Genomic DNA, 20,330 nt, shown 5'->3' on the forward strand with positions numbered 1-20,330 from the left:
GCCAAAAGGATACCTGAAATGGCTGAGCCGCAGCTGCTGTTCGACTATACCGGTCACTTACCCGAATGCCCTACGTGGAGCGCAGAAGAAGGTAGCCTCTACTGGACGGACATTCTTGAGAATGAAATTCATCGCTACCATCTTTCCAGCGGTAAGCATGACGTTATTCAGTTTTCCGAAGAGGTGGGGTGTTTTGCCCTGCGGGAGTCCGGCGGATTTATCGTCGCGATGCGCAGCGGTATCTGGCTAACCAATAAGACCGGCCTTATCGTGGGCAAAGTCTGTGATAACCCAAGTAACCCGGATTTAGCCCGCTTCAACGACGGCGGAACCGACAGGCAAGGCCGTTTTTACGCCGGGACGTTCTGGGGACCCGGTGACTATAACGGCGCGCTACTTTGCCGGGTAGATAACGATCTGACGCCGCATGTGATTCAGCACGACATCCACGGAGCTAACGGACTGGCATTTAGCGAAGACGGCAAATGGATGTATACCTCGGACACGCCGAATGCCGTCATTTACCGAACGCCGCTGGATGCCCAGGGTGAGCCTGGTGTCCGTGAAGTCTTTAAGCGATTTGCCGAGGGGGAGGGCATTCCTGACGGCGCGGCAATCGACAGCGAAGGCTATTACTGGACGGCGCTTTTTGATGGCTACCGTATCGCGCGTATTTCGCCGCAGGGGAAGATTGTCGAAGAGCACCGCTTGCCCGTGCGTTGCCCGACGATGGTTTGTTTTGGCGGCGAGGATATGAAAACGCTATTTATCACCACCACCAGAGAAAATATGGACGATGAAGAGGTCGCTCTGTTACCCCTTTCCGGGGCGATTTTTACTCTGCGCGTAGAGATTGCCGGCATGGAAAAGCTGAAGTTTCGGGAAATATGATTTTCCAGCCCGGTTAACGCCGGGCTGGGATGATTATCAGGCGGGATCGACCGGTACAACGTTTTCGCTTGGGTAGCTGCCGAGCACTTTCAGGGAACGGGTAATTTCGCCCAGTTCACGCAGCGCTTTACGCATTTCCTCATCTTTCAGGTTTGCCTGAATATCCAGATAGAACATCTCTTCCCACGGATTGCCGTGGATCGGACGAGATTCCAGCTTGGTCATGATCAGGTTGTGGTTGCGTAGCACCAGCAGCGCTTCTACCAGGGCACCGGCCTGCTGGCCTGTAGCCATCAGCAGCGTGGTCTTCGCGGGTACCTGATCGGATACTTCAACGGCTTTACGCGCCAGTACCACGAAGCGGGTGATGTTCTGGGTCTGATTCGCAAGGTTACGCTCCAGCACCTGCAGGCCGTAAAGAGCGCCACCGGCCTCGCTGCCCAGTGCGGCTACGTGAGGAGAATTGGCCTGTGCGACTTTCTCCATCGCCGCAGAAGTGCTTTCCGTATATTCAATTTTCCAGTGTGGGTAGCGATTGATGAACTGGCTGCACTGCTGGAACGGTTGAGGGTGGCTGTAAACCGTCTGAATTTTATCGAGATCGGTGGAGCCGGAGATCAGCACGCAGTGGTCAATCGGCACCGTCATTTCAGCCACGATCGACAGGCTGGTGTGCTGCAGCAGATCGTAAACGTCGTTAATCGCTCCCGAGCTGGTATTTTCAATCGGCACCACGGCGTAATCCGCCTGGCCAGTTTCCACCTGGTTAAAGATGTCGTGGAATTTGGCGCAGCCGCTCTCGATAAACTGTTCAAAGTGGCGAGCAGCATACTGGCGGGCGGCAAGATGGGAGTAAGAGCCTTTAGGGCCGAGGAAAGCCACACGAGCAGAGTGAGGGTTCGTTTTATTCAGGTGCTGCTGCAGGAGGGTCTGTTGGGTAAGAACGGAGTCTTCAATAATGAGCTGAAACAGGCGCGTGATGTAATGGGCGTCGAGATGGTGGCCTTTACCGAGGGCGATCAGATGCTCCAGTAAATCTCTTTCCCGAGTGATATCGCGTACCGGACGGTGAGAAGCGAGTTTTGCTTTGCCAACCTCAACCGCTAACAGGCGGCGCTCTGCCAGCAGGGCTAACAGCTTTTCATCCAGCGCGCTGATTTTATCGCGCAGGGCCAGCAACGGATTAATTTCGGTCATAACGCTACCTTTTCAATGTCCATAAAAAAAGCCTCCCGCTTGGGAGGCTTGTTTGTTCGTCTTCGCATTCTTTATCACACGACGAATTGCCTCCCGGTCAGGGGAAGGTAAAAAAGAATGCGAAGAAAAACGGGAAAAGTTTCATGTCAGGTTTCCTGAAGAATCTGAGAGGTAAAGTACCTGCTCTGTTTTCGTTCTGTCAATAAAAAACGCGCCCGAAGGCGCGTTGCGGTGAGTGGAAGGAGAGTAAGGGATTACTCTTCGTCGGCTTCTGCTTCCGCGAAGGACACGTCTTTCACTGAACCTGCTGCGCGACGTGCTTCACCTTTGTGCTGCACTTTATTTAACTGTCGCTCCAGTTTGTTGATCAAATCGTTGATAGCCGTATACATATCTTCATGTCTGGCACTGGCTACGAGGTGCCCATTCGGTGTGTTAATGGTGGCATCGGCCACAAAACCCTTAGGCTCTTTGGACAAGATAATATGCGGATTAATTAGATGAGTTTGCCACTTGTCCAGTTTGCTGAGACGGTCGGCGACATGCTGGCGAATAGCTGGGGTGATTTCCATTTGCTTGCTGGTAATGTTCATTGTCATAAAGTTACCTCTTGTCTTTGCCGTCTTGGTAACTCCAGCATACCGTTCCTAATGTCAAAATGCGTGATGTAGATCACGTTATTTTGTCACTTTTTGTCAAGGAAGCCTTTTTGTGAGGCAGGCCAGGATATCTGTTTTTAAGGCTTGTGGTTATCGTAAATCGCGTCCATATTTGATGGGATGACCTGACGCTAAACCGTTTCAGTTTTTGCGTCGGCAGATAAAAAAACGGCAGCCGAGGCTGCCGTTTTTCTTGCGCTACTGCCAATCAGGTGTTGCTGCTGTTGGCGGCAATGATCTTCGCTACTTTCTCTGCCTGACCCGGCATCTGCAGCTGGCGGTAGGCGTTTTCCATTAGCTTCAGGCCGTCGCGGGTGGCCTGAGTATCCGGGTAATCACGCAGCATGCCTTCAACGCGATTAACTACTGCAACCCAGGCGCCGCGTTTCGTGTAATATTGCGCCACGGAAAGCTCATATTTCGCCAGACGATCTTTGAGGTACACCAGGCGCTTGGTCGCGTCGGTGACGTACTGGCTGTTAGGGTAGCCGCGGACCAGCTTCGAGAAGTCGTTGAAGGCGTCGCGGGCGTGCTGCGGATCGCGGTCAGAACGGTCAACGCCGAAGAAGCCCTGCAGCGCGCTGTCATCCAACGCCATGTCCGTCAGGCCACGCATGTAGAGTACGTAGTCAATGTTTGGATGAGTCGGGTTTAGACGCATGAAGCGGTCAATGGCTGCCTGAGCCAGCGGCAAGTCCGCATTCTTATAGTAAGCGTAAATCAGATCCAACTGCACTTGCTGAGAGTACGGGCCGAACGGATAACGGTTATCCAGCGCTTCCAGTTGCGTTATCGCCGCTTTAAAGTTACCGTCCTGCAGCTTTTGCTGGGCAGTCGCATAGATCTCAGAAGGCGGATTATCAGGAACCTCATCCTTGGAACTGGAGCAACCAGCCAAAGCCAGGCTCAACGTGGCCGCTGCCACCAGATATTTCATGCGCGTCATGACGTTTGACTTTCCTAAGTAATGTTATTTCCGGGAGAGTTCGTGTTCCGGCTCCCGATAAAGACCAGCTACAATAGCACATTATATTAAACGGCATTGCCGTAAAACCCAACGTTAACGAAAGAAGCTGTCTATGGCACAACTAGTACAACTCACCGAAACGGTGTCCGATTCACAACTGGGTCAACGCTTAGATCAGGCATTGGCCGAATTGTTCCCGGATTATTCGCGTTCGCGCATAAAAGAATGGATTCTTGACCAGAGAGTCACGGTCAACGGCGTTGTCTGGGACAAGCCGAAAGAAAAAGTGTTGGGTGGCGAACTCGTTGCTATCAATGCAGAAATTGAAGAAGAAGCGCGCTGGGAGCCTCAGGATATCCCGCTGAATATCGTCTATGAAGATGAAGATATTCTGGTGATCAACAAACCGCGCGACCTGGTCGTGCATCCTGGCGCGGGTAATCCGGACGGTACGGTCCTGAATGCGCTGCTGCATTACTATCCGCCGATTGCGGATGTGCCGCGTGCGGGCATCGTTCACCGTCTGGATAAGGACACCACTGGCCTGATGGTCGTGGCAAAAACTGTGCCTGCGCAGACCCGCTTGGTTGAAGCACTTCAGTTGCGTGAAATCACCCGTGAGTACGAAGCCGTTGCGATTGGTCATATGACCGGCGGCGGCACGGTGGAAGAGCCTATCAGCCGCCACCCGACCAAACGTACCCACATGTCCGTGCATCCGATGGGAAAACCAGCGGTAACGCATTACCGTATCATGGAGCACTTCCGCGTCCATACGCGTCTGCGTCTGCGCCTGGAAACCGGCCGAACCCACCAGATTCGCGTCCACATGGCGCATATCAGCCATCCGCTGGTGGGCGATCAGCTGTACGGTGGCCGTCCTCGTCCGCCGAAGGGGGCATCGGAAGAGTTCGTCAGCGTCCTGCGTAAGTTTGATCGTCAGGCGCTGCACGCGACCATGCTGCGTCTTTACCATCCTGTCAGCGGTATTCTGATGGAATGGAGCGCGCCTATCCCTCAGGATATGGTGGAACTTATCGAAGCCCTGCGCGCCGATACCGAAACCCACAAGGATCAACTGGACTGGCTATGACCAAAACCATCGTCCCGCAGTGGCCTCTGCCTGAAGGGGTCGCCTCCTGCAGTTCAACCCGCATTGGCGGCGTTAGCGTCGCGCCATATGACTCGATGAACCTTGGCGCCCATTGCGGCGATGATTTAGAACGCGTCGAAGAGAACCGCAGGCTGTTTTACGCTGCGGCAGGCCTACCGTCGAAGCCGGTCTGGCTTGAGCAGGTTCACGGCAAAACGGTATTGAGGCTGACGGGCGAACCTTTTGCCTCAAAACGAGCGGATGCTTCTTACAGCAACACGCCGGGGACGGTTTGTGCGGTGATGACGGCAGATTGCCTGCCTGTGCTGTTTTGCAATGAGGCGGGCAGCGAGGTCGCCGCAGCACATGCTGGCTGGCGGGGCTTGTGTGAAGGCGTACTCGAAGAGACGGTAGCCTGTTTCCAGGATCGTCCACAAAATATTCGGGCCTGGCTTGGACCGGCCATTGGCCCTCTGGCGTTTGAGGTTGGGCCGGAAGTGCGCGAAGCGTTTATGGCAAAAGACGAGAAAGCAGCAAGCGCTTTTCGTGCCGCCGGTGAAAAGTACTATGCTGATATCTACCAGCTTGCAAGGCAGCGGCTGGCAAACGTGGGCGTCACGCAGGTGTACGGCGGCGATCGCTGTACCTGGACCGAAAGCGGCGATTTCTTCTCTTACCGCCGCGACAGAACAACAGGTCGTATGGCAAGTTTCATCTGGCTGATATAACCTAACGAATCAAGACGATCCAGTGCGGGTAGCTCGTGCTTCATATATTTCAGGTCATTAACCTTGAATAATTGAGGGATGACCTCATTTAATCTCCAGTAGCAAATTTGACCTGTTTATGGGAGGAGTTATGCGTCTGGATCGTCTTACTAATAAATTCCAGCTTGCTCTCGCCGATGCCCAGTCTCTAGCGCTTGGGCACGACAATCAATTCATCGAACCTCTTCATCTGATGAGCGCTCTGCTCAATCAGGAAGGTGGATCCGTGCGTCCGTTGCTGACTTCTGCGGGAGTCAATGCGGGCAAATTACGTACCGACATCGAGCAGGCGCTTAGCCGTCTGCCCCAGGTGGAAGGCACCGGCGGTGACGTCCAGCCTTCTCAGGATTTGGTGCGTGTACTGAACCTGTGCGACAAGCTCGCACAAAAACGAAACGATAACTTTATTTCGTCAGAACTGTTTGTTCTGGCGGTGCTTGACTCACGCGGCACTCTGACCGACCTGCTGAAAGCAGCGGGCGCAGCGCCAGCGAACGTAACCGCCGCGATTGAGCAAATGCGTGGAGGGGGAGAGCGTGAACGATCAAGGTGCTGAAGACCAGCGTCAGGCATTGAAAAAATACACCGTCGATTTAACCGAGCGGGCCGAACAAGGCAAACTGGATCCGGTGATTGGCCGCGATGAAGAGATTCGTCGTACCATTCAGGTGCTCCAGCGCCGTACCAAAAACAACCCGGTATTGATTGGTGAACCGGGGGTCGGTAAAACGGCCATCGTTGAAGGGCTGGCGCAGCGCATTATCAATGGCGAAGTGCCTGAAGGGCTGAAAGGTCGTCGGGTTCTCGCGCTGGATATGGGCGCGCTGGTGGCCGGGGCCAAATACCGCGGTGAGTTTGAAGAGCGTCTGAAAGGCGTGCTGAACGATCTCGCTAAGCAGGAAGGCAACGTCATTCTGTTTATTGACGAGCTGCACACCATGGTAGGCGCAGGTAAGGCCGACGGTGCAATGGATGCCGGTAATATGCTCAAGCCGGCGCTTGCCCGCGGTGAACTGCACTGCGTTGGCGCGACCACGCTCGATGAATATCGCCAGTATATAGAGAAGGATGCTGCGCTTGAACGCCGCTTCCAGAAAGTGTTCGTGGCAGAGCCTTCCGTAGAAGACACTATCGCTATTCTGCGTGGCCTTAAAGAACGTTATGAGCTGCACCACCATGTGCAGATCACCGACCCGGCAATTGTTGCGGCGGCAACGCTGTCTCATCGTTATATCGCCGATCGTCAGCTGCCGGACAAGGCCATAGACCTTATCGATGAAGCCGCGTCCAGCATTCGTATGCAGATAGACTCCAAGCCGGAAGAGCTCGACCGCCTCGATCGCCGCATTATCCAGCTCAAGCTGGAGCAGCAGGCGCTGAAGAAAGAGTCTGATGAGGCCAGCCTTAAACGTCTTAGTATGCTGAATGAAGAGCTGGAAGATAAAGAGCGTCAGTACTCTGAGCTGGAAGAAGAGTGGAAGGCGGAGAAAGCCTCGCTGTCCGGCACGCAGACCATTAAAGCGGAACTCGAGCAGGCGAAGATTGCGATCGAACAGGCTCGCCGCGTGGGTGACCTTGGGCGGATGTCAGAGCTGCAGTACGGCAAAATTCCTGAGCTGGAAAAACAGCTTGAGATTGCGACGCAGTCCGAAGGCAAAACGATGCGTCTGTTACGTAATAAAGTGACGGATGCGGAAATTGCCGAAGTGCTCGCTCGCTGGACCGGTATTCCTGTGGCGCGCATGCTTGAAGGCGAACGTGACAAACTGCTGCGGATGGAGAAAGATCTTCATCAGCGCGTGATTGGCCAGGATGAAGCCGTCGAAGCGGTATCAAACGCTATTCGCCGTAGCCGTGCGGGGCTGTCCGATCCGAATCGCCCTATTGGTTCGTTCCTGTTCCTGGGGCCAACCGGGGTAGGTAAGACAGAACTCTGCAAAGCGTTAGCGAACTTTATGTTCGACAGCGACGATGCAATGGTGCGTATCGATATGTCCGAGTTTATGGAGAAACACTCCGTCTCGCGGCTGGTGGGTGCGCCTCCTGGTTACGTCGGTTATGAAGAGGGCGGTTATCTGACTGAAGCCGTTCGTCGTCGTCCTTACTCAGTGATCCTGCTGGATGAGGTCGAGAAAGCACATCCTGATGTATTTAACATTCTGCTGCAGGTGCTGGACGACGGTCGCCTGACCGATGGTCAGGGCAGAACCGTTGATTTCCGTAATACGGTGGTCATTATGACGTCCAACCTGGGGTCAGATTTAATCCAGGAACGCTTTGGCGAGCTGGATTACGGCCATATGAAGGAGCTGGTGCTGGGCGTTGTCAGCCAAAGCTTCCGTCCGGAGTTCATTAACCGTATAGATGAGGTTGTGGTCTTCCATCCGCTGGGTGAGCGTCATATTGCTTCTATCGCTCAGATTCAGCTGCAGCGTCTTTATAAAAGACTGGAAGAGCGTGGCTACGGCGTGCACATCTCTGATGATGCCCTGAAGCTGCTTAGCGAAAATGGTTACGACCCGGTTTATGGGGCGCGTCCGCTAAAACGAGCTATCCAGCAGCAAATTGAGAACCCGTTGGCGCAGCAAATCCTCTCCGGAGAGCTGATTCCAGGAAAAACAATTCAGCTGGAAGTCAAAGACGACCGTATTGTGGCAGTGCAGTAAGTCACACAACGTAAAAAACGAGCCCATTTGGGCTCGTTTTTGTTTGTAAAATAGCCAAACCTGGCCAGGATTTATACTCTTAGCCTGGAAAGTGAGCGATCGATAATTATTTTGTATTTTATACTTGTCAGGCTCTGAGAACTCCCTATAATGCGCCTCCACTGACACGGCAAAGCGGCTTCGAAAGCGGCTTAACAACACCGAAGTCAGTCAGACGAAAGCGAGAATAAACGCTTGACTCTGAAAGAGGAAAGCGTAATATACGCCACCTCGAGTTAGCAAGCGAAAGCGCGTAACTCACTGCTCTTTAACAATTTATCAGACAATCTGTGTGGGCACTCGCAGGATTGATATCTCAGCATCTTCGGATGCAACAAAATATCAAGTCTTGAAGAGTGACTACTGATTTTATAAACAGTTTTAATTCTTTGAGCATCAAACACTTTTAAATTGAAGAGTTTGATCATGGCTCAGATTGAACGCTGGCGGCAGGCCTAACACATGCAAGTCGAGCGGTAGCACGGGGAGCTTGCTCCTGGGTGACGAGCGGCGGACGGGTGAGTAATGTCTGGGGATCTGCCTGATGGAGGGGGATAACTACTGGAAACGGTAGCTAATACCGCATAACGTTGCAAGACCAAAGAGGGGGACCTTCGGGCCTCTTGCCATCAGATGAACCCAGATGGGATTAGCTAGTAGGTGGGGTAACGGCTCACCTAGGCGACGATCCCTAGCTGGTCTGAGAGGATGACCAGCCACACTGGAACTGAGACACGGTCCAGACTCCTACGGGAGGCAGCAGTGGGGAATATTGCACAATGGGCGCAAGCCTGATGCAGCCATGCCGCGTGTATGAAGAAGGCCTTCGGGTTGTAAAGTACTTTCAGCGAGGAGGAAGGCGATAAGGTTAATAACCTTGTCGATTGACGTTACTCGCAGAAGAAGCACCGGCTAACTCCGTGCCAGCAGCCGCGGTAATACGGAGGGTGCAAGCGTTAATCGGAATTACTGGGCGTAAAGCGCACGCAGGCGGTTTGTTAAGTCGGATGTGAAATCCCCGGGCTCAACCTGGGAACTGCATTCGAAACTGGCAAGCTTGAGTCTTGTAGAGGGGGGTAGAATTCCAGGTGTAGCGGTGAAATGCGTAGAGATCTGGAGGAATACCGGTGGCGAAGGCGGCCCCCTGGACAAAGACTGACGCTCAGGTGCGAAAGCGTGGGGAGCAAACAGGATTAGATACCCTGGTAGTCCACGCCGTAAACGATGTCGACTTGGAGGTTGTGCCCTTGAGGCGTGGCTTCCGGAGCTAACGCGTTAAGTCGACCGCCTGGGGAGTACGGCCGCAAGGTTAAAACTCAAATGAATTGACGGGGGCCCGCACAAGCGGTGGAGCATGTGGTTTAATTCGATGCAACGCGAAGAACCTTACCTACTCTTGACATCCAGAGAACTTAGCAGAGATGCTTTGGTGCCTTCGGGAACTCTGAGACAGGTGCTGCATGGCTGTCGTCAGCTCGTGTTGTGAAATGTTGGGTTAAGTCCCGCAACGAGCGCAACCCTTATCCTTTGTTGCCAGCGGTTCGGCCGGGAACTCAAAGGAGACTGCCAGTGATAAACTGGAGGAAGGTGGGGATGACGTCAAGTCATCATGGCCCTTACGAGTAGGGCTACACACGTGCTACAATGGCGCATACAAAGAGAAGCGACCTCGCGAGAGCAAGCGGACCTCATAAAGTGCGTCGTAGTCCGGATTGGAGTCTGCAACTCGACTCCATGAAGTCGGAATCGCTAGTAATCGTAGATCAGAATGCTACGGTGAATACGTTCCCGGGCCTTGTACACACCGCCCGTCACACCATGGGAGTGGGTTGCAAAAGAAGTAGGTAGCTTAACCTTCGGGAGGGCGCTTACCACTTTGTGATTCATGACTGGGGTGAAGTCGTAACAAGGTAACCGTAGGGGAACCTGCGGTTGGATCACCTCCTTACCTAATAGATACAACCCGCGTAGTGCTCACACAGATTGTCTGATAGATGTAGAGAAGCAAGGCGTCTTGCGATTGAGACTTCAGTGTCCCCTTCGTCTAGAGGCCCAGGACACCGCCCTTTCACGGCGGTAACAGGGGTTCGAATCCCCTAGGGGACGCCACTTGCTGGTATGTAAGTGAAAGTTGCGTGCCGTTATATCTCAAAGCTGACTTGCAAGAGTCATGTTTGAGATATTTGCTCTTTAACAATCCGGAACAAGCTGAAAATTGAAACGACATGTCGTCTCATTCCTCCGTAATAAGGAATGGGGTTAAGACATGTTCGAGTCTCTCAAATTTTCATAATCTGAAGCGAAACATCTTCGGGTTGTGAGGTTAAGCGACTAAGCGTACACGGTGGATGCCCTGGCAGTCAGAGGCGATGAAGGACGTGCTAATCTGCGATAAGCGTCGGTAAGGTGATATGAACCGTTATAGCCGGCGATTTCCGAATGGGGAAACCCAGTGTGTTTCGACACACTATCGTTAAGTGAATACATAGCTTAACGAAGCGAACCGGGGGAACTGAAACATCTAAGTACCCCGAGGAAAAGAAATCAACCGAGATTCCCCCAGTAGCGGCGAGCGAACGGGGAGCAGCCCAGAACCTGAATCAGTTTGTGTGTTAGTGGAAGCGTCTGGAAAGTCGCAGGGTACAGGGTGATACTCCCGTACACTAAAATGCACAGGCTGTGAGTTCGAAGAGTAGGGCGGGACACGTGGTATCCTGTCTGAATATGGGGGGACCATCCTCCAAGGCTAAATACTCCTGACTGACCGATAGTGAACCAGTACCGTGAGGGAAAGGCGAAAAGAACCCCGGCGAGGGGAGTGAAAAAGAACCTGAAACCGTGTACGTACAAGCAGTGGGAGCCTCTTTATGGGGTGACTGCGTACCTTTTGTATAATGGGTCAGCGACTTATATTCTGTAGCAAGGTTAACCGTATAGGGGAGCCGCAGGGAAACCGAGTCTTAACTGGGCGTTAAGTTGCAGGGTATAGACCCGAAACCCGGTGATCTAGCCATGGGCAGGTTGAAGGTTGGGTAACACTAACTGGAGGACCGAACCGACTAATGTTGAAAAATTAGCGGATGACTTGTGGCTGGGGGTGAAAGGCCAATCAAACCGGGAGATAGCTGGTTCTCCCCGAAAGCTATTTAGGTAGCGCCTCGTGAACTCATCTTCGGGGGTAGAGCACTGTTTCGGCTAGGGGGCCATCCCGGCTTACCAACCCGATGCAAACTACGAATACCGAAGAATGTTATCACGGGAGACACACGGCGGGTGCTAACGTCCGTCGTGAAGAGGGAAACAACCCAGACCGCCAGCTAAGGTCCCAAAGTCATGGTTAAGTGGGAAACGATGTGGGAAGGCACAGACAGCCAGGATGTTGGCTTAGAAGCAGCCATCATTTAAAGAAAGCGTAATAGCTCACTGGTCGAGTCGGCCTGCGCGGAAGATGTAACGGGGCTAAACCATGCACCGAAGCTGCGGCAGCGACGCTCAGGCGTTGTTGGGTAGGGGAGCGTTCTGTAAGCCGTTGAAGGTGGACTGTGAGGTCTGCTGGAGGTATCAGAAGTGCGAATGCTGACATAAGTAACGATAAAGCGGGTGAAAAGCCCGCTCGCCGGAAGACCAAGGGTTCCTGTCCAACGTTAATCGGGGCAGGGTGAGTCGACCCCTAAGGCGAGGCCGAAAGGCGTAGTCGATGGGAAACAGGTTAATATTCCTGTACTTGGTGTTACTGCGAAGGGGGGACGGAGAAGGCTATGTTAGCCGGGCGACGGTTGTCCCGGTTTAAGCATGTAGGCGGAGCGTTTAGGTAAATCCGGACGCTTATTCAACGCTGAGGTGTGATGACGAGGCACTACGGTGCTGAAGTAACAAATGCCCTGCTTCCAGGAAAAGCCTCTAAGCATCAGGTAACATTAAATCGTACCCCAAACCGACACAGGTGGTCAGGTAGAGAATACCAAGGCGCTTGAGAGAACTCGGGTGAAGGAACTAGGCAAAATGGTGCCGTAACTTCGGGAGAAGGCACGCTGTCGCTAGGTGAAGGGATTTACTCCTGGAGCTGAAGGCAGTCGAAGATACCAGCTGGCTGCAACTGTTTATTAAAAACACAGCACTGTGCAAACACGAAAGTGGACGTATACGGTGTGACGCCTGCCCGGTGCCGGAAGGTTAATTGATGGGGTTATCCGCAAGGAGAAGCTCTTGATCGAAGCCCCGGTAAACGGCGGCCGTAACTATAACGGTCCTAAGGTAGCGAAATTCCTTGTCGGGTAAGTTCCGACCTGCACGAATGGCGTAATGATGGCCAGGCTGTCTCCACCCGAGACTCAGTGAAATTGAAATCGCTGTGAAGATGCAGTGTACCCGCGGCAAGACGGAAAGACCCCGTGAACCTTTACTATAGCTTGACACTGAACATTGAGCCTTGATGTGTAGGATAGGTGGGAGGCTTTGAAGCGTGGACGCCAGTCTGCGTGGAGCCAACCTTGAAATACCACCCTTTAATGTTTGATGTTCTAACGTAGACCCGTAATCCGGGTTGCGGACAGTGTCTGGTGGGTAGTTTGACTGGGGCGGTCTCCTCCTAAAGCGTAACGGAGGAGCACGAAGGTTAGCTAATCACGGTCGGACATCGTGAGGTTAGTGCAAAGGCATAAGCTAGCTTGACTGCGAGAGTGACGGCTCGAGCAGGTGCGAAAGCAGGTCTTAGTGATCCGGTGGTTCTGAATGGAAGGGCCATCGCTCAACGGATAAAAGGTACTCCGGGGATAACAGGCTGATACCGCCCAAGAGTTCATATCGACGGCGGTGTTTGGCACCTCGATGTCGGCTCATCACATCCTGGGGCTGAAGTAGGTCCCAAGGGTATGGCTGTTCGCCATTTAAAGTGGTACGCGAGCTGGGTTTAGAACGTCGTGAGACAGTTCGGTCCCTATCTGCCGTGGGCGCTGGAGAATTGAGGGGGGCTGCTCCTAGTACGAGAGGACCGGAGTGGACGCATCACTGGTGTTCGGGTTGTCATGCCAATGGCATTGCCCGGTAGCTAAATGCGGAAGAGATAAGCGCTGAAAGCATCTAAGCGCGAAACTTGCCCCGAGATGAGTTCTCCCTGACCCTTTAAGGGTCCTGAAGGAACGTTGAAGACGACGACGTTGATAGGCTGGGTGTGTAAGCGTAGCGATACGTTGAGCTAACCAGTACTAATGATCCGTGAGGCTTAACCTTACAACACCGAAGGTGTTTTGCAGAGACGCAAGAAGATTTTCAGCTTAGTTCAGGATTAGGTTGATGGTTATATGAAAATATGACGGTCAACGAACAGAATTTGCCTGGCGGCCGTAGCGCGGTGGTCCCACCTGACCCCATGCCGAACTCAGAAGTGAAACGCCGTAGCGCCGATGGTAGTGTGGGGTCTCCCCATGCGAGAGTAGGGAACTGCCAGGCATCAAATAAAACAGAAAACCTCAGCCTGACGGCTGGGGTTTTTTGTTTATGTGCTATCTGCAGGCCCTGCTCTCAGAGAGTAGGACAAATCCGTCGGGAACGGATTTGAACGTTGCGCAGCAACGGCCCGAAGGGTGGCGGGCAGGACGCCCGCCATAAACTGCCCGCATCAAATAAAACAGAAAACCTCAGCCTGACGGCTGGGGTTTTTTGCTTTCAGGCTGAATTCCTCCATGAAAACCTCAGATTGCTCACAAAAATCACTGTAACAACTCAGCAACAAGAAACTTCACGTCACAAAATTTCTTTCTCCTGCTTTACTGGATCCCGGGGTATGACGCCCGTTCAGGAAGACAGGAGAAGAAAATAAAATGATTGAAACAACAAGTGAAGAAAGCATTGCGCTGACGGCGGCTGATACTCGTCGTCGCGTTTGGGCAATTGTCGGTGCCTCATCGGGGAATCTGGTTGAGTGGTTTGATTTTTATGTTTATTCGTTCTGCTCGCTCTATTTCGCACATATCTTTTTCCCCGCCGGAAATACCACTACCCAGCTTCTGCAAACGGCGGGTGTCTTTGCTGCTGGTTTCCTGATGCGACCGATCGGCGGTTGGCTGTTTGGCTATATCGCTGACAAACATGGGCGCAAAAATTCCATGCTGATCTCGGTCTGCATGATGTGTTTTGGTTCTTTGGTGATTGCCTGTCTGCCAGGATACGCCACCATCGGTACCTGGGCTCCGGCACTATTACTTTTGGCTCGCCTGTTTCAGGGCTTATCCGTGGGCGGAGAGTATGGAACCAGCGCGACATACATGAGTGAAGTGGCCGTTGAGGGGCGTAAAGGATTCTATGCTTCATTCCAGTACGTTACGCTCATTGGTGGTCAGCTAACTGCGCTGTTAGTGGTGGTTATCCTTCAGCAAGTGCTAAGTGATGAGGATCTGCGAAGCTGGGGATGGAGAATTCCCTTTGCGATAGGTGCCGTGCTGGCTATTGTTGCCCTTTATCTTCGTCGCTCTCTGGATGAAACGTCAGATAAAGCAACGCGCTCACATAAAGATGCCGGTACGCTATCCGGACTCTGGAAGAACCGCAAAGCGTTCATTATGGTGCTTGGTTTTACCGCCGGCGGATCCCTTGCTTTCTATACCTTCACCACTTATATGCAGAAGTACCTGGTAAATACGGCGGGGATGCATGCCAATACGGCCAGCGCGCTGATGACCTTTGCGCTGTTTATTTTCATGGTGATCCAGCCGTTCTTTGGTGCACTGTCGGATAAGATTGGCCGTCGTAGCTCAATGCTCTGCTTTGGTGGGCTAGCGGCTGTGCTAACTGTGCCTATTTTGACGGCTTTACAGAATGTGAGTTCGCCGTACGCAGCTTTTGCCCTGGTGATGGCGGCGCTTATCATTGTCAGCTTTTATACCTCAATCAGCGGCATTCTTAAGGCTGAAATGTTCCCGCCAGAAGTCCGGGCCCTGGGCGTTGGGCTCTCCTATGCGGTAGCTAATGCCCTGTTTGGCGGCTCCGCAGAGTATGTCGCTCTTTCACTGAAATCGATGGGCAGCGAAACGGCCTTTTTCTGGTATGTCTCGGGAATGGGAGCGCTGGCGTTTGTTGTTTCTTTGCTACTGCACCGCAAAGGAAGAGGTATCAAACTCTAGAAATAAAAAGCCCTGCGGTGTTGGACTGCAGGGCTTCAACTTTTAAAGAATACGGCTTATCAACCGGTCTATGCGGATACGACGCAGGCGCCGGATCAGCTTGCGAACCTTCACCGGGTATTCAGCGATGCTTTGCAGATCGCGATAATGCTTAACGACCGTTGTATGGGTACGGATAAGCTCCAGCTCTTTGGTCCGCATGCCTTCAAGCTCTCTTTTCGGATCGTGGATCAGCAGGGCATTCTCCAGATCCAGACGCCAGGCGCGCGGGTTAAGGTTGTTCCCGGTCAGCAGCATCCACTCGTTGTCCACCCACATTCCTTTCAGGTGATAGCTGTTATCGCCATCTTTCCACAAACGGACAATCAGCTGCCCGGTGTTCACATAATACTGAAGGCGGCTGAGGAAGCGGCGGAGGTTGATCTCGTAGAGGTAAGGCAGGGCACCGATAATCTTAAACGGCTGATCTTCCGGAATATAGAAATCGTTGGCCGTTTTGTCGCCAACGATAATCTCAACCTGTTTGCCATCACGCAGGAGCTGAATGATATTGCGCACCAGCACCGCAGGCAGGTTGAAGTATGGCGTGCAGATGGTGAGCTTGTGCTCAGCACACGGCATAAGATGGAAGATGGTCTTATTCAGCAGGCTGGATTTCCCAAGCCCGACCAGAGGCGTAACTGAAAGCCGATCGTTGTCCGCGTCACCGTGGAAGACAAAGCTGGCGTCCCGGAGCTCCTGGCGGAAAAGGCGAATATCGTTTTTGATTTCCGGGCTTTTTACTCTTTCGGCAACGTCCAGGCGATGTACCGCCCGGCCATTCACCAGATTCTGGTTCACCCAGCCATACATGATGTCCGCTAACGAGCGATTGCTGATGATCTGATAGCGGTCGTAGCGATACTTATCATGCTGATGAAGATAGACGTCATTGAGGCTGGCGCCGCTATAGAAGACGCTGTCATCAATGATAAAACCTTTGAAGTGCAACACGCCAAGGGCTTCACGAGTATTGACGGGAACACCGTAGATCGGAATATTCACATCAGGGAACTGCTCAGCCATACGGTGATACCAGTCCGCATTGGTGTTGGTTGCGGCAACACCAATACGTCCGCGCTGAGCACGGTGCCAGTCAACCAGAACGGAAACTTCAAGCTCCGGCCGCTGCTGTTTAGCCTGATAAAGCGCGGACAGGATCCCGTTACCGGCGTCATCCTGCTCAAGGTACAGCGCAATGATACAGATGCGTTGTGTTGCGCCCGCTATTTTTTTCAGCAGCGTTTCGCGGAAGTCCGCCGGGGTGAACAGGGTTTCTACATCATCAACTGATTGAGAAAGCTTCGGTAACTGGGCAAGGTGTTGTTGATGTTTATTACGTTTAAATTTAGACAACATCACAGTGCTTATCTTCTCTCTTCATTGGATGGCCTTCTGCAAAATCCAGACGTCAGAACTTGCTGATAATACCACTACTGCCAGGCAAAGTGAGTATGTTTTCAAGTACCTTACTCACGAATCTGCGCTTTTACCCAGCGGTAGCGTCAGGCTCACAATGCCATCTTCCAGCTGAATATCAACGCTGAAACCCAGTTTACGGGCCAGAGTTATCATGCCCTGGTTATTCGGCATCGTGATGCCATTTAGCCGTTGGAGGCCGTGTTGTCTGGTGTAATCGATGAGTTTAGCCAGCAGGCGACGGCCCAACCCAAGCCCTTTCAGGTCGGAGCGAACCAGTACGGCAAACTCGGCATCAACGTTATCCGGATCTGAAATTGCGCGCGTCACGCCCAGGATCTCATCGGTCTCTTTCATGCGGCGAACGGCAACGAACGCCATTTCCCGATCGTAGTCGATCTGCGTCATATTGGCTAAATCTTCGTGGGTAAATTCATTGATCTCGCTGAAGTAGCGATAGTAGAGATCTTCTTTCGTTACCTGGGCAATAAAGCGCTGCAGCTGAGGCTCATCTTCCGGCAGGATCGGTCGGAACAGGCAACGATCGCCATTTTTAAGCTGCACAATCTCTTCCAGCTGATGGGGATAGGGGCGCACGGCCAGCCGGGCGTCCGCATCACCCGTAAATTCGGCCAATTCGAGGGTAACATCCAGCAGAGTAAAGTCGCTGCCGGAGGCCAGCAGCGGGTGAATATCAAGCCGCGTTATCTCCGGGCAATCGATGATTAAGTTAGAGACCCGCACCAGCACTTCACTGATGCCGGCGATGTCCAGCGGACGTAATGCGCTTCGGCTGCGGATTTTGCCGCTCTTAATCGCCTGAATCACGAGATAGCGGGCAAGATTCATGTTCAGCGGGGGAAGGGCTACGGCAGCCTGTCTGTCGGGTCGCCATTCTACGCCGCCTTCTCCCAGCATAATCAAAGGACCAAATACCGGGTCGTGCTCAACGACAACTCGTAGCTCCTGTGCGCCCGCGCGGTTTGCCATACTTTGTACCAGAAGGCCGTGAATTCGCGCCTGTGGCCAGGTCATTTTAACGCGATCGACGATGGCTTCTGCCGCCTGCTGAACCTCAATTGCCGTGCGTAAATAAAGCATAACGCCCTGAACTTCAGACTTATGGGGAATGTCGGGAGAGCGAAGTTTCAACGCGACGGGATAGCCAATCTGCTCGGCGATATGCACGGCTTCCGCACTGTCACCGGCAATCCAGGTTGGCAGCGTCGTCAGGCCATAAGCTTTGAGGACTGGCCTGACTTCATGCGTATCAAGCGTAGTAGCGCCCTGATGCAGCGCCTGCTGAATCAGATGATGGGCTTCGCCTGTATTTGCAGTGAGGTTGGCGGGGAGCGCAGGCGTTTCACGGAGCTGCTTCTGGTTACGCCGATACTCCACCATATGCATAAAGGCAGTAACCGCGCCTTCCGGCGTTCGGTAGGTGGGGATACCGGCATCGCTAAACAGGCGCCTGGCCTCCTGAGAGGAAAACTCACCGCACCAGTTGGTTATCATTGTCAGGTATTTCCCGCGGGGATGCCGCTGTAGCAAATCAATCAGGGCCAGGGCGTTTGCTGTCCCTGGGGCCGCAGCACTGGGAGAATGAATAACCATCAGGGCATCAAAGTCGTGGCTATCCAGTAATTTTTCCACGGCCAGCAGGTAGCGGCCGGGCGTTGCATCATCACGCAGGTCTATCGGGTTGCCTGCTTCAACGCCTGCAGGAAGCACTTCAGCAAGCGCGCGGGTCGTTTCTTCACTTAATGTCGCCAGCTTGCCGTTGCGTAGCCACAGCTCATCAAGCGCCAGCGCCGCCGGTGCTGCACCATTACTGACAATCATCAGCCGATCGCCGCGCAGAGGGCGCATATGGCTCAGGGTTTCAACGGCGGAGAACAGTTCATGCGTGTCCTGCACGCGCAGTAAACCCGCACGTTGAATCGCCGCGTCCCACGCAGCATCCAGGCCTGGATGCGTTTTCAGCAGGGTTTGGGCTTTACTGCTACGTCCACTTTTGATGACCAGGATGGGCTTATTACGTGAGGCGCTTCGTGCGGCCGAAACGAAGCGGCGGGCATCGCTAAGGTGTTCAAGATAAAGCAAAATAGCGCTGGTTTTGCTATCTCTTGCCAGGTAGTCAAGCAGCTCATCCACGTCGATATCCAGACTGTCTCCGAGGGCGATAAACCACGAGAAGCCCATCTCACGCTGCTGCGCCCAGTCCAGAATAGTATTAGAAACTGCAGCGGACTGGGAAATGAACGCCAGTTTTCCCTTTTGGATCGGTACCGGCGAGAAGCTGGCGTTTAACCCCTGCCAGGGCGCTAAAAGACCAAGGCTATTGGGGCCAAGCAGACGAATTTGCCAGCGGGCCGCGCAGGCCAGCAGTTCAGGCAGTTGTTCAGGCGGAGCAGAGAGGATAATGCAGGCTTTGCAGCCTTTGTTTCCCAGATCGTCAAGCAGACCGAGGTTGCGGCGTGAATGGGTACAGATAATCGCGAGGTCGGGCGCAAGCGGCAGGCTGGCAATATCCGGCCAGGCAAGTACGCCGCAAACAGCTTTGTGGGTTGGCGTGACCGGCATCACCGGGCCGCTGAAGCCGCCGGCAAGCAAATTACGCATCATTAAGTAACCAGCGCGATCGGCCTTTGCCGACGCACCGATGACGGCAATCGATTTAGGACGCAGCAGCGCTTCCAGGCCTCGTTGACTCACGACTCTCTCCCCTGAGTGATGTTCAGGAGAGTCTAAACGTTTTCTGCAACTTCTGCTGTGACGCTGCCCTGATGATGGGGTTTCCCTGCCAGATAGCGCTCGCGAAAAAGGGTGAAGTGCTGCGTTAGCCCCTCGGAGGCATGGGTATCGCCAGCCAGTTCTAGCAGGGCGGCGGCGACTTCCGCAGTACAGTATTGGCCCTCAGCGTGCGCTTCCCGCAGGCGATAAGCGGAGGTGATACTCAGATCAACAGAGATCACCGGGAGCTTGTCGAGGTAAGGGCTTTTACGGAACATTTTGCGCGCTTCGGTCCAGGTACCATCAAGCATAATAAATAGCGGCGGCTTCCCGGTGACCGGAGGCGTTGTCAGAACTTCCCGATCCCCGTCGGCATAAGAGGCGGGGAAGACCACCATTGGCTGATAGTCGGGATTAGCGACAAGTTCCAGCAGCGCTTCCGGCGGCTCCGTGCGTGACCATTGAAACGCCTCGGTATTCGGCAAAATATCGGCAATTAGCCGCCCGGTATTGCTGGGCTTCATGGGTTCCGTGTCGAACATGACCAGGCAAAAGCGGCTGCGTGCAGTTTGCGGCTGAAGCGTCTCGCACAGGCAGTTTTTCAGCGGCAGCAGGCAACGCTGGCAGCGGCGAACGCGGTTACCACGGGCAAGAAATGGGCGAGTTGCACGAGCAAGGCGGGCAGCACGAAGGCGGAGAACGGCGTTTTCGGTCATCAATGAAGGAGGCTTAGCTAAAAACG

The 20,330-nt window shown here is 53.4% G+C and carries 12 protein-coding genes, 1 tRNA gene, 3 rRNA genes, 1 pseudogene and 1 other annotated feature; of the genes and pseudogenes, 10 read left to right on the top strand and 7 right to left on the bottom strand.

Features of this window, described 5'->3' with window-relative positions:
- Window positions 1–18: 18 nt before the first annotated feature.
- On the top strand, window positions 19–891 hold the full coding sequence (locus EL098_RS04380) for an SMP-30/gluconolactonase/LRE family protein (RefSeq protein WP_126355080.1): 873 nt from the start codon (window positions 19–21) through the stop codon (window positions 889–891).
- A gap of 36 nt (window positions 892–927) precedes the next feature.
- On the opposite strand, the gene pheA is transcribed toward EL098_RS04380, so the two are convergent.
- The 4 genes from pheA to bamD form a co-directional block, all read right to left on the bottom strand.
- On the bottom strand, window positions 928–2,088 hold the full coding sequence (gene pheA / locus EL098_RS04385; protein ID WP_126355083.1) for a bifunctional chorismate mutase/prephenate dehydratase: 1,161 nt from the start codon (window positions 2,086–2,088) through the stop codon (window positions 928–930).
- Between the two features lie 21 nt (window positions 2,089–2,109).
- Window positions 2,110–2,234: a sequence feature (Phe leader region), on the bottom strand.
- A complete protein-coding gene (pheL, locus tag EL098_RS23295; RefSeq protein ID WP_193216298.1) occupies window positions 2,186–2,233 on the bottom strand; it encodes a pheA operon leader peptide PheL in 48 nt (15 codons plus the stop codon). It overlaps the preceding feature by 48 nt.
- Before the next feature lie 108 nt (window positions 2,235–2,342).
- Complete coding sequence (gene raiA, locus EL098_RS04390) at window positions 2,343–2,687, bottom strand: ribosome-associated translation inhibitor RaiA (RefSeq protein ID WP_126355085.1); 345 nt, start codon at window positions 2,685–2,687, stop codon at window positions 2,343–2,345.
- A gap of 268 nt (window positions 2,688–2,955) precedes the next feature.
- A complete protein-coding gene (gene bamD, locus EL098_RS04395; protein WP_126355087.1) occupies window positions 2,956–3,693 on the bottom strand; it encodes an outer membrane protein assembly factor BamD in 738 nt (245 codons plus the stop codon).
- Between the two features lie 133 nt (window positions 3,694–3,826).
- Between bamD and rluD the strand changes: the two genes are divergently transcribed.
- The 9 genes and pseudogenes from rluD to EL098_RS04435 all read left to right on the top strand — a co-directional run bounded on the left by rluD (window position 3,827) and on the right by EL098_RS04435 (window position 15,397).
- Window positions 3,827–4,807 (top strand): 23S rRNA pseudouridine(1911/1915/1917) synthase RluD, encoded by a 981-nt coding sequence (gene rluD / locus EL098_RS04400; protein ID WP_126355089.1) that lies wholly within the window; start codon window positions 3,827–3,829, stop codon window positions 4,805–4,807.
- Window positions 4,804–5,535: a purine nucleoside phosphorylase YfiH gene (yfiH, locus tag EL098_RS04405; RefSeq protein WP_126355091.1), complete on the top strand. Its 732-nt coding sequence runs from the start codon at window positions 4,804–4,806 to the stop codon at window positions 5,533–5,535. The genes rluD and yfiH overlap by 4 nt, the downstream gene beginning before the upstream one ends.
- A 130-nt stretch (window positions 5,536–5,665) precedes the next feature.
- Window positions 5,666–8,240, top strand: a pseudogene (gene clpB, locus EL098_RS04410) (ATP-dependent chaperone ClpB).
- Window positions 8,241–8,687: 447 nt separating this feature from the next.
- A 16S ribosomal RNA gene (locus EL098_RS04415) occupies window positions 8,688–10,227 on the top strand.
- An 85-nt stretch (window positions 10,228–10,312) separates the two neighbouring features.
- Window positions 10,313–10,388: transfer RNA gene (locus tag EL098_RS04420), tRNA-Glu, on the top strand.
- Between the two features lie 212 nt (window positions 10,389–10,600).
- Window positions 10,601–13,508 (top strand): 23S ribosomal RNA (locus EL098_RS04425).
- A 103-nt stretch (window positions 13,509–13,611) separates the two neighbouring features.
- Window positions 13,612–13,727 (top strand): 5S ribosomal RNA (gene rrf, locus EL098_RS04430).
- Together the 16S, 23S and 5S rRNA genes with 1 tRNA gene alongside form the textbook arrangement of a ribosomal RNA operon.
- A gap of 112 nt (window positions 13,728–13,839) precedes the next feature.
- Window positions 13,840–14,097, top strand: coding sequence for a hypothetical protein (locus tag EL098_RS23145; protein ID WP_164716774.1), 258 nt, complete (start codon window positions 13,840–13,842; stop codon window positions 14,095–14,097).
- A gap of 1 nt (window position 14,098) precedes the next feature.
- Window positions 14,099–15,397 carry an MFS transporter gene (locus EL098_RS04435; protein ID WP_126355093.1) on the top strand — a complete coding sequence of 433 codons (1,299 nt, stop codon included), beginning with the start codon at window positions 14,099–14,101 and terminating at the stop codon, window positions 15,395–15,397.
- A 42-nt stretch (window positions 15,398–15,439) separates the two neighbouring features.
- On the opposite strand, the gene pssA is transcribed toward EL098_RS04435, so the two are convergent.
- The 3 genes from pssA to EL098_RS04450 all read right to left on the bottom strand — a co-directional run bounded on the left by pssA (window position 15,440) and on the right by EL098_RS04450 (window position 20,304).
- Window positions 15,440–16,795 (bottom strand): CDP-diacylglycerol--serine O-phosphatidyltransferase, encoded by a 1,356-nt coding sequence (gene pssA / locus EL098_RS04440; RefSeq protein ID WP_126358353.1) that lies wholly within the window; start codon window positions 16,793–16,795, stop codon window positions 15,440–15,442.
- A gap of 114 nt (window positions 16,796–16,909) precedes the next feature.
- The gene (locus EL098_RS04445; RefSeq protein WP_126355095.1) at window positions 16,910–19,570 is read right to left on the bottom strand and encodes a bifunctional acetate--CoA ligase family protein/GNAT family N-acetyltransferase; all 2,661 of its coding nucleotides are present in this window, start codon (window positions 19,568–19,570) and stop codon (window positions 16,910–16,912) included.
- A 32-nt stretch (window positions 19,571–19,602) separates the two neighbouring features.
- Window positions 19,603–20,304 (bottom strand): tRNA-uridine aminocarboxypropyltransferase, encoded by a 702-nt coding sequence (locus EL098_RS04450; protein WP_126355097.1) that lies wholly within the window; start codon window positions 20,302–20,304, stop codon window positions 19,603–19,605.
- Window positions 20,305–20,330 lie beyond the last annotated feature (26 nt).

It is taken from the genome of Cedecea lapagei (assembly GCF_900635955.1).
GTDB lineage: Bacteria > Pseudomonadota > Gammaproteobacteria > Enterobacterales > Enterobacteriaceae > Cedecea > Cedecea lapagei.

What these genes read in the sequence shown, in the direction of transcription:
- raiA (WP_126355085.1), bottom strand. Translation starts at nt 2,687, where the DNA reads ATGACAATGAACATTACCAGCAAGCAAATGGAAATCACCCCAGCTATT.
- EL098_RS04380 (WP_126355080.1), top strand. Translation starts at nt 19, where the DNA reads ATGGCTGAGCCGCAGCTGCTGTTCGACTATACCGGTCACTTACCCGAA.
- yfiH (WP_126355091.1), top strand. Translation starts at nt 4,804, where the DNA reads ATGACCAAAACCATCGTCCCGCAGTGGCCTCTGCCTGAAGGGGTCGCC.
- pheA (WP_126355083.1), bottom strand. Translation starts at nt 2,088, where the DNA reads ATGACCGAAATTAATCCGTTGCTGGCCCTGCGCGATAAAATCAGCGCG.
- bamD (WP_126355087.1), bottom strand. Translation starts at nt 3,693, where the DNA reads ATGACGCGCATGAAATATCTGGTGGCAGCGGCCACGTTGAGCCTGGCT.
- EL098_RS04450 (WP_126355097.1), bottom strand. Translation starts at nt 20,304, where the DNA reads ATGACCGAAAACGCCGTTCTCCGCCTTCGTGCTGCCCGCCTTGCTCGT.
- EL098_RS04435 (WP_126355093.1), top strand. Translation starts at nt 14,099, where the DNA reads ATGATTGAAACAACAAGTGAAGAAAGCATTGCGCTGACGGCGGCTGAT.
- rluD (WP_126355089.1), top strand. Translation starts at nt 3,827, where the DNA reads ATGGCACAACTAGTACAACTCACCGAAACGGTGTCCGATTCACAACTG.
- pssA (WP_126358353.1), bottom strand. Translation starts at nt 16,795, where the DNA reads ATGTTGTCTAAATTTAAACGTAATAAACATCAACAACACCTTGCCCAG.